Below are 4,333 nucleotides of genomic sequence, written 5' to 3' on the forward strand. Positions count from 1 at the left end.
TATGGCTTGTCAAGTTTTTCTTCAAATTTTTGGATAATTCGAGCAGATATTACTCCCCGAAAACCACCACCATCTAAGCTTAAAATCTTGTAAGTCATAACTAATCTATCCCAATGATAAGATATCCCTGAGCAATTTAACGTAAGTACTCAGCACTTATATAGCATAGCGCTACGCGCAAGGCAAGAGGCAAGAGGCAAAAGGCAAAAGACAAAAGTTTACTACAACTGCTTTTTAGCTTTTATCAACGTCAAACACCTTAATGCTTAGTGCTATACCAACTTGCAACGATAAGCGTAATATTAAAAACTGACTACTTACGAAAAAAACTAAAATTTGGCGTGACTCAAACTTATGGATACGGATTGGTACGCAAGTTGGTATTACGAACAAATACCTGATATGGAGGGAGTAGACTTCAATTCTTTGTTATTGAAGTCTCCCTTTTTCAGTATACACCGAATTTAGCGACGTTTTTATTGAATGACTTCAGTAAATTTACTAGATTGAACTATTTATATACTCCTTTAGAGGAAAAACAAGGCTGTGAAAAAAACTCCCAACTCCATAATCCCCCTAAGTTTCTTCATCCATAGACTCGGGCAAATCAAAAATAATCACAAATTCCCCATCAGGCATCAGGCGTTTAAGCACCTGCAAATGCCCCTCGGCATCAGACCGGTTCCGGTACCGACCAACAACGACTCGTTGCATTTGTGGCAATAGGCGGATGATTGCCCAGGGGTATAGGCGTTCAGAGTAAGTCATACTTTAGGTATCTCCTTAACTGGGGGTCTAGAGCCAGCCTTCGGCCTTGGGAAAACTTCAGGCTGGCTCTTAACGCTTTCACGTCGATGTTTATATTATAACATAAAAAACTTTAATTATAACATATTTTGCAAATTTTTGTAACAAAGTCTTGAGGGAGTCGGGAGTCGGGAGTCGGGAGTCGGGAGTCGGGAATCGGGAATCGGGAATCGGGAGTCGGGAATCGGGAATCGGGAATCGGGAATCGGGAGTCGGGAGTCGGGAATCGGGAATCGGGAGTCGGGAGTCGGGAATCGGGTAAAAAAATTAGCGCTAGATAAATTTGGCTAAAGTATAGCGCTATTTTAAGCTCATCACTTAATCAACCCAAACAACCCTTAGCATGCATAAAGACTAGCGCTAGATAAAATGTAAAGTTTTGAAAAAAACCTAACACAACCTGAAATTCATGTGTTATATTAGATATAAGGTTAGCGCGATAGTAAAGGATCACAAAAAATGAACCAACAAACCAAGATAGTCGGAACTACCCAAGCAGCTTTTCTTCTAGGGATTTGCGTCCAACGAGTTCGCCAACTTCTCAAAAATGGCAGAATTAAGGGCGCTCAAAAAGTAGGCAGATTTTGGCAAATTCCCCTATTTAACGGCTTGCCTAGGGTCAGTCCTGGTCGCCGTGGACCCAAGGGAACCTGGAGAAGAGGTTTCCAGAAGGTGGCGACTTACATCCACGTCAACCAGAACGTGATTAAGCAAAATAAAAAGTACGACACCTATAAGCCTGTGCTCACTGTCAAACAAGGCAATCGCAACACCTACGGTCATTATGTAGAAATCAAGGGTCCATCTCGGTTAGTCTATCAACCCAATTGTCCCAAGGATTGTGGGGCTACGGTGTGGCTGGAAGTTGACCCTTGTGTAGAAATTCTCACTAAAGTCTTTAGTTAATTGCAAGATCAGTATTAGCTTGGGGTCATCCCAGCTGGAAGCTACTTGTTTGCGTAGCTTAAGAATCAAACAAACAAGGTGTTAACTTGAAGGTTAAAACCTTAATGTTATTGGTCAAGGGTTCAAATCAAACAGCAGAAATGCTTCACTCGGAGTAGCGGACGCAAAAGTTATCCCTAGATGATTAGTAGATATACTTACTAGTCACATTCAGCGGACGCAAAAGTTATCCCTAAATACACTGATATATCTACAGATATATTACATTAGTTCTCAATTTATTCCCTTACCCTTGACTACTGTTCGTGTTATTTGTCACTCTAGCACCAGGAAAACTAATTAATAGTTCTTACCTACTAAAAACAATTGCGATCTGGTAAGTAATGTTTAGATTTGTTGCGGTAGTCAGGAGTTCATCTCTGTTAACCTTGGGTGCATTAGCAGTCGTTAGTAGCCTAATCTTGAAACCTTTAGAAGCTGGAGCTGCTGTTAATGATCAGAGTCTAATCTTCGTAAAGGATTCATGGCCACAGGAGCCAGTGCCAATTCCAGAGAACTTGAACAAAAGGGATAATCAAGTTTTAGGGAGCGACACTGTAACAAATCTCAACGCCATCGATATTAACCAACTCCTGAGTCCTCCAGCCCCGGCAAAAATTAGTCAAGCCCTACCTCCAAACCTACCTCCGGGTATAGAGCTACCCGAGGATCGGCGGCGAATCCCTTTCCCCGAGCCTAGACGACCTCCCTCTCTGGAACCAGCACCAGAACCTCAACCTCCCCAGAAACTTCCTCCTGTGGACGAACTTCTTGACCCGTCTACTCCTAGCCCCGATTTACCGGACGAAATTCTGGAGGACATTCCAAAACGAATTGTAATTAAACGCTTTAATATTATTGGCTCAACCGTATTCAGCGAGGAAGAATTAGCGGAAATTACCAAACCTTTCCTCAATCAACCGATCTCCTTCCCAACATTATTTAAAATCCGGTCTGAGATTACCAAGTTATATGATCAGGAAGGATACGTTAACTCTGGAGCCTATATCCCACCTCAGGAACTTGAAGATGGGGTAGTTAGAATTGACATTATCGAAGGGGAATTAGAAGATATTATTGTCAAGGGTCTGAGTCGGCTTAATCCTAATTACATCAAAAGCCGTCTTGCGATCGCTACCAAGAAGCCTCTGAATGTAAGGCGCTTACTGAACGGCTTACAAATGCTGCGACTCGACCCTCTAATTGCCAACATCTCAGCTGAATTGTCGGCGGGTATTGAGCCTGGGGAGAGTTTGCTAGAAGTAAAAGTAACTGAAGCCGATACCTTCAGCACCCAAATAACATTAGATAATGGGCGCTCTCCCAGTGTCGGAAGCTTTCGGCGTCGTCCCCAAATTCGAGAAGGCAATTTACTGGGATTGGGAGATGCCTTAGAATTCAACTATACTAACACTGATGGTAGTGATACCTTTGATGTTAGCTATACCTTACCGATTAATCCTCGTAATGGTACTCTGCGCTTGGCTTATGGGACAACAGCTAGTGAAGTAATTGAGCCTCCTTTTGATAGGATAGATATTGACTCAGAATCACGGTTTTATGAAATAACCCTGCGCCAGCCTGTATTCCAAACTCCTACGGAAGAAGTAGCTATTGGTATCACCGGCTCACGCCAGGAAAGTGAAACATCTATATTAGATACGCCCTTTCCTTTATCAGCAGGAGCTGATGATGAAGGGCGTACGCGGATTAATGCCATCCGGTTATTCCAAGAGTGGACGAAGCGCAGTGAACAACAAGTTTTAGCAGCTCGTTCCCAGTTAAGTATCGGGATTAGTTCAGGAGATACTACCATTAACAGGGGTGAACCAGATAGCAATTTCTTCGCGTGGCGTGGTCAAGGGCAATGGGTAAGGCTACTGGCACCAAACACTATCTTATTAATCCGAGGGGATGTGCAACTAGCAGACCGAGGCTTGGTACCATTAGAACAGATAGGGATTGGGGGTTTACAGAGTGTACGGGGCTATCGCCAGGATCTAATTTTATCAGACAATGGTGCCTTTATTTCTGCGGAGCTGCGTCTGCCAATTATTCAGAATCCTGATAGCGGAACTCTAGTGCAGTTAACTCCTTTTCTTGATTTTGGTACTGGCTGGAATAAAGACGATGAAAATGATATTGATGATAACACGATCGCATCCCTTGGTCTAGGTTTGCGATGGCAGCAAGGAGATTTACTAGAGGCTAATATCGGCTGGGGCTTGCAGTTAGTGCCTGTTGACACTAGGGATAGAACCTTACAGGAAGATGGCTTCTATTTTTCGGTGATTTTTAGACCATTTTGATCAAAGAAATAAAAATTAACAATTAAAAATTAACAATTAAAAATTGCTATTAATATAGCGCTTATGATCATAGTTATCAGATGCAGTAATCGGAAAAAAAGACAATGGTCAAAAAAAGGATATATACCGTTTTGCTCTCGGTTGTAAATACACTTATTTTGGCAAGAGGCAAAAGGCAAGAGGCAAAAGGCAAGAGGAACCCACCCCTAACCCCTCCCAGGAGGGGAAAGATATCTGGAGTTTTGTGGGACAATCTAAAAAGACCTCTTAGG

At 42.6% G+C, this 4,333-nt stretch carries 4 protein-coding genes; 3 read left to right on the top strand and 1 reads right to left on the bottom strand.

Translation table 11 applies throughout. From position 1 onward, the window contains the following. Positions 1 to 576: 576 nt before the first annotated feature. On the bottom strand, positions 577 to 768 hold the full coding sequence (locus F6K51_RS35370; RefSeq protein ID WP_293030337.1) for a hypothetical protein: 192 nt from the start codon (positions 766 to 768) through the stop codon (positions 577 to 579). A gap of 151 nt (positions 769 to 919) precedes the next feature. Between F6K51_RS35370 and F6K51_RS35375 the strand changes: the two genes are divergently transcribed. From F6K51_RS35375 to F6K51_RS35385, 3 genes are all read left to right on the top strand, one after another. Beyond that, a complete protein-coding gene (locus F6K51_RS35375) occupies positions 920 to 1,069 on the top strand; it encodes a hypothetical protein (RefSeq protein ID WP_293030340.1) in 150 nt (49 codons plus the stop codon). A gap of 197 nt (positions 1,070 to 1,266) precedes the next feature. Continuing rightward, positions 1,267 to 1,713, top strand: coding sequence for a helix-turn-helix domain-containing protein (locus tag F6K51_RS35380; protein ID WP_293030343.1), 447 nt, complete (start codon positions 1,267 to 1,269; stop codon positions 1,711 to 1,713). Positions 1,714 to 2,096: 383 nt separating this feature from the next. Further along, positions 2,097 to 4,061: a ShlB/FhaC/HecB family hemolysin secretion/activation protein gene (locus tag F6K51_RS35385; protein WP_293030346.1), complete on the top strand. Its 1,965-nt coding sequence runs from the start codon at positions 2,097 to 2,099 to the stop codon at positions 4,059 to 4,061. The last annotated feature ends 272 nt before the right edge of the window (positions 4,062 to 4,333 follow it).

Origin of the sequence: Moorena sp. SIO3I8 (assembly GCF_010692325.1) — a bacterium.
Classification (GTDB): Bacteria; Cyanobacteriota; Cyanobacteriia; order Cyanobacteriales; family Coleofasciculaceae; genus Moorena.